This window comes from Streptomyces sp. WELS2, assembly GCF_013870595.1.
GTDB lineage: Bacteria > Actinomycetota > Actinomycetes > Streptomycetales > Streptomycetaceae > Streptomyces.
In genome coordinates this window covers 1-5,240 of sequence record NZ_JACBWZ010000437.1, presented here as the reverse complement: position 1 = coordinate 5,240, position 5,240 = coordinate 1, and the positions used below count along the sequence as shown (strand labels likewise).

Below are 5,240 nucleotides of genomic sequence, written 5' to 3'. Positions count from 1 at the left end.
GGCTGAACGTTCCGGAGGCGTCGTTTGACGCGCAGCCCCCCGATCGGGTGTGCAACAACCCGGGTTCCGTGCTCGGATGCGGCGGGTTTCCGGCGGCACCGTTGGTGCGCCGCTCCGTACCGTCACGGCATCCGAGACGCAACATCGGCCACACGCACGAGAATTGGCCGAAACGCGCGGATGAACAGCTTTGCGGACGGTCTCACATCCGTGCGTAGCTGTCTCTGCCGTGAGCCGTGGAGGGGGAGGCGACAGGATGGGCCGTCCCGAGAGTGCGCTGGACCCGGCGTCGGGCCCGGTCCAGTCCTTCGCCTTCGAGTTGCGCAAGCTACGCCGGGAAGCGGGCGGACTCACCTACCGGGCCATGGCCGCGCGCACCCCGTACTCGCCGGCCACGCTGTCCCGTGCCGCGGCGGGAGAGCAACTGCCGTCCCTGGCCGTGACACTGGCCTACGCGCAGGCGTGCGGTGCCGACCCCGCCGAGTGGGAACGACGCTGGCGCGAGGCGGAACGGCAAGCCACCGCCGAGCCGGCGCAGGAGCGGGACGACCCGTCACCGTACCGGGGCCTCGCCCGCTACGAGACGGACGACCGGCACCTGTTCTTCGGCCGCGAGCAGCTCACGGCCCGGCTCGCCGAGCGGGTCCTCACCCACCGCCTGGTGGCGGTGGTGGGCCCCTCGGGCAGCGGCAAGTCCTCGCTGCTGCGCGCCGGGCTGATCCCGCGCCTCCAGGGCGAGGAGTCACCGGAGCGGCGGCCGACGGCCATCCGCATCCTCACACCCGGACCGCATCCGATGTCCGCCCACGCCACGGTGGGGCGAGCGAGCCGTGAACCGGGGGACACGGTCGTCCTGGTCGACCAGTTCGAAGAACTCTTCACCCTGTGCGCCGACCCCGCCGAGCGCCAGGCCTACCTGGACCTGCTGCTGACCGCGCTGCGGCCGGAGCACCGGCTGCGGGTCGTGATCGTGATGCGGACCGATTTCCTCGGCCACTGCGCCCGACACCCGTCACTGGCCGCCGCGCTGAGCGAGGCCACCCTGCTCGTCGGCCCCATGACCCCGGCCGAACTCCGCCGGGCCGTCGTCGGGCCGGCGATGGCGGCCGGTCTCATCGTGGAACGCCGGCTGACCGCGCGGATCGTGGAGGAGGCCGCCGGGAAGCCCGGCGGGCTGCCCCTGATGTCCCACGCCCTGCTGGAAACCTGGCGTCGCCGCAGAGGCAGGACCCTGACCCTGGCCGCCTACGAGGCGACAGGCGGACTCCAGGGCGCCCTGTGCCGCACCGCCGAAGACCTCTACGCCCGCCTCCCCGCGGACCAGGCGGCCCACGCCCGCAAGATCCTGCTGCGCCTGGTGACACCGGGCCAGGGCACACAGGACACCCGGCGCCCGGCGGACCGGGAGGAGTTGCGGACGGACGGCTCCCCCGACACCGGAGACGTGCTGGAGCGGTTGGTCAGGGCCCGGCTGGTCACCGTCGACGGCAGCACCGTGCACTTGGCGCACGAAGCCCTCCTCACCGCCTGGCCCAGGCTGCGGAACTGGATCGACGAGGCTCGTGAACGGCTGCGCGTGCACCGCCTGCTCACCGAGGCGGCCCGGGTGTGGGACGCCCTCGACCGTGATCCGGGCGCCCTGTACCGCGGGGTCCGGCTGGTCACCGCCGAGGAAGTGTTCGGCGGCCCGGAGACGAAAGGGGAACTCACGGCCCTCGAAAGGGAGTTCCTCGTCCGCAGCGTGACGGCTCGCGACCGCGAACAGCGTATGGCCGCCCTCACCACGCTGCGGCTGCGCCGGCTGACCGTCCTGCTCTCCGTCCTGCTCGCGGTCGCCGTCACCGCGGGCCTGATCGCCTGGAACCAGTATCGCTCGAGCGAGCGCCGGCGGCAGGAGGCCGTCACCGCCCAGCGGACCGCACGGTCCCGCGAACTGGCCGCGCAGTCGGACGCCCTGCTGCGCAGCGACCCGGATCTCGCCTCCCTCCTGGCCGTCCAGGCGTACCGCCTCCACCCCACGGCAGAGGCCACCGCGAGCCTCTACGCCGCGGCGGCCCTTCCACTGCGGCACCGCCTCACCGGCCACACCGCCCCCGTCGACGCGGTGGTGTTCGCTCCCGACGGCCGGACGGTGGCCGGCGTGGGTGCCGACGGGAGGGTACGGGTGTGGGACGCGGCGACGGGCGAGGTGCGCGCCGCCTTCCGTGCCTCCGGCGGTGCGGTCCGGGCCGTCGCCTACCGCCCGGACGGCCGTCTCCTCGCCGTGACGAACGCCGGCGGAACCCTCCTGCTGACGGACCCGACGGACCCGACGGATCCGACGGACGTGGCGGAAGGGCGGGCACGGACGATCGCCGTCCGGGGCCGGGCCGAGGGCCCGGTGGTGTTCGCCGCCGACGGCCGGACGGTGGCCGGCGTGGGTGCGGACGGGAGGGTACGGGTGTGGGACGCGGCGACGGGCGAGGTGCGCACCGCCTTCCGTGCCTCCGACGGCGTGGTCCGGGCCGTCGCCTACCGCCCGGACGGCCACGTCCTGGCCGTGGCGAACGCCGACGGGACCATTCGGCTGCACGACCTCTTGGGTGGTCGCACCCGCGAGTGGACCATCGGCCACGCTCCTGTCACCTCGATGGCGTTCAGCCCGGACGGCCGTGTGCTGGCCGTCGGCGAGCTCGACGGCCCGGTACGGCTCACCGACACCGGGACGGGTGCGCAGCGGGCTCTCCTGACCGGCCACGCCGGCTCGGTGGACGCGATCTCCTTCAGCCCGGACGGACGGGTGCTCGCCACCGCCGGCGCCGACGACACGGCGCGGCTGTGGGACGCGGTCACCGGAAAGAGCCGCGCCGTGCTCACCGGGCACGGGGACCGCGTGTCCTCCCTGTCGTTCAGCCCGGACGGGGGCACCCTCGCCACCGGAAGCCGCGACCGGACCGTCCGCCTCTGGCAGGCGGGCACGGCCCGGCCCGGCACCACCCGGGCCGGGTCCGCCACCATCTCGTCGCTGGCCTTCGGCGAGGACGGCAGAACACTCGTCATCGGCGATGTCGGCGGAGCGGTCCGCGTGCGGGACGCGGCCGCCCGCCCCCTCCAGGGCGTCCGCCGGCCCGGCTCCGTCCCCGTGGGCCCCGGCAGTGTGGTCGCTGTGGGACGCGGGCCGGACGGCCGCATGGTGACGGCCCTGACCAGTGGAGACGCCCGCACGGTCAGCTTGTGGGACCCGGCCCGTCGTACGCTCCGCACCGTCGTACGCCGGCGTCCCGTGGCCGACACCGTGCTGGCGGCGGCGATCAGCCCCGACGGCCGGCTCCTGGCCACGGGTGGCACCGGCGCGACGGTCCGGCTGTGGGACACGGCCACCGGCAGGTGCCGGGCCGTGCTCACCGGTGCCACGGACGTCATCGTGGCCCTTGCCTTCGGCCGGGACGGACGCACCCTCGTCTCCGCCGACGCCGACGGAGCGGTGCGGCTGTGGGATCCGGTCTCGGGGAAAGCGAGGGCGGTCCTGGCCGACCAGGCCGTGTCGGTGGCGCCGAGCGCGGACGGCAGCCTGCTCGCCACCGGCCATGCCGACGGCACCATCCGCGTCTGGGACATCACCGCGCACGCCGTCCGCGCCGCTTTCCGGGACCGGCGCAAGGCCGTCACCGCGCTCGCGTTCAGTCCCGGCCGGCGCGCACTGGTGGCGGGTGGCGTGGACGGCACCGTGCAGGTGTGGAAGCCGGCCCTGCCCGGCCCGGCGGAGACGATCGACAGCGTCTGCCGCGCCCTGCACCGTGACTTCACACGGCAGGAACGCCTCCGCTACCTGCGCGACCGGCCGCAGCCGCGGGCGTGCACGGGCCGCGCCGGGTGAGCGGGGACGGCCGAAGCCGCGGCGAAGAGATGCGGGGACCGGTCTCCGTACGGTACCGCCGCCCGGACACCGGCGGACAGGAGCCGCTGGGCGAGCCGGTCGTACGGCCGCCGGGAGCGGAGTTCTCAGGAGAAGTCGAGCACCACTCGCCCCCGCAGGCCGCCGGCTTCCAGCAAGCGGTGGGCCCGGGCCGCTTCGGCAGCGGGCAGCACCTCCTCGACGCGCAATGTCAGAACGCCCTTCTCGGCCTGGCGGCACAGGGCGTCCAGGCCGGTGGTGTCGGTGATGCGATCGGTCACCATCACCGGGTACACCCGGACGCCCCGCTCGGCCGGCCCCGACCAGCCCCGCAGTTCGGCGAGGGCACCACCATCCGCGATCGCGGGCACGATCTCGGTGGTCTGCACCGATCCGTCCACCGCCGCGGCCACTCCCTCGGGCACGAGCGCACGGATCCGTGCGGCGATCCCGCTCCCGCGCTCGACGACGTGGTCGGCCCCGAACCCACGGACCAGTTCCCCATCGCGCTCGGCCGCGTCGGCGATCACGGTCAGCCCGTCCGCTTTGGCCAGCTCCACCGCGTACCCGCCCACGGCGCCGGCGGCACCGCTCACGGCGACCGTCCCCTGACGCGGCACGGACAGCACGTCCAGAGCGAGGCGCGCGGTCATGGCGTTCATCAACAGGGTCGACGCCTCCGGGAAGCCGGCCCCTTCCGGAGCCGGCACCACCGACGCGGCGGGCACGACCACCTGCTCCGCGTAGGCACCACCGCGCGGACCGGTGAACAGCACCAGCGCCACCACCCGCTGGCCTACGGCGAGACGGCCGTCCACCCCGGGCCCGAGCTGATCGATCACCCCGGCGGCATCCATACCCGGTACGAACGGAGGCCGCCGGCCGGGCATGCGCACCGCGTGCCCACCGGTACGCAGCAGGACATCGGTGGCACTGACCGCAGCCGCGTGCACGCGGATACGCACCTCACCAGGACCCGCCTGGGGCTCGGGCAGATCCAGCACCCGCAGAACGCCCGGGCCGCCGAACTCCTGCACACCAATAGCCTTCATGTCTCGCGCAACCGGCTCCACGGGCCACGTATTCCACATACCGGTTCCCCATCGGTCGCCAACTCCTGTATACGGTCCTCGCGTTGCCGGTGCCGCCGGGGGAGCCCGAGGTGTTACCGGAGTCGTACCCATGCCGATGTGACGACCCGGCGCACCCGAGACCCGAGGACCTGGTTCCCGGGTACGCGGCGCGACGGTCCGATGGTGCGTGGGCGTGATGCCACGGCGGCGTTCGAAGGCGACGCCGGGCGCGAAGGCGTCGGACCACCCCACCCTGCGCGCCATGGAGTCGACCGTGGCACCGGTGTCCCGCG

Annotated in this window: 2 protein-coding genes; one reads left to right on the top strand and one right to left on the bottom strand. The window is 74.4% G+C overall.

The features are described 5' to 3' along the window. Positions 1-256 precede the first annotated feature (256 nt). On the top strand, positions 257-3,856 hold the full coding sequence (locus H5J33_RS22605; protein ID WP_181796738.1) for a helix-turn-helix domain-containing protein: 3,600 nt from the start codon (positions 257-259) through the stop codon (positions 3,854-3,856). A gap of 125 nt (positions 3,857-3,981) precedes the next feature. Here the strand turns inward: H5J33_RS22605 and H5J33_RS22600 are convergent, their stop codons facing one another. Further along, positions 3,982-4,926 carry an NADP-dependent oxidoreductase gene (locus H5J33_RS22600; protein ID WP_181796737.1) on the bottom strand — a complete coding sequence of 315 codons (945 nt, stop codon included), beginning with the start codon at positions 4,924-4,926 and terminating at the stop codon, positions 3,982-3,984. Between the last annotated feature and the right edge of the window lie 314 nt (positions 4,927-5,240).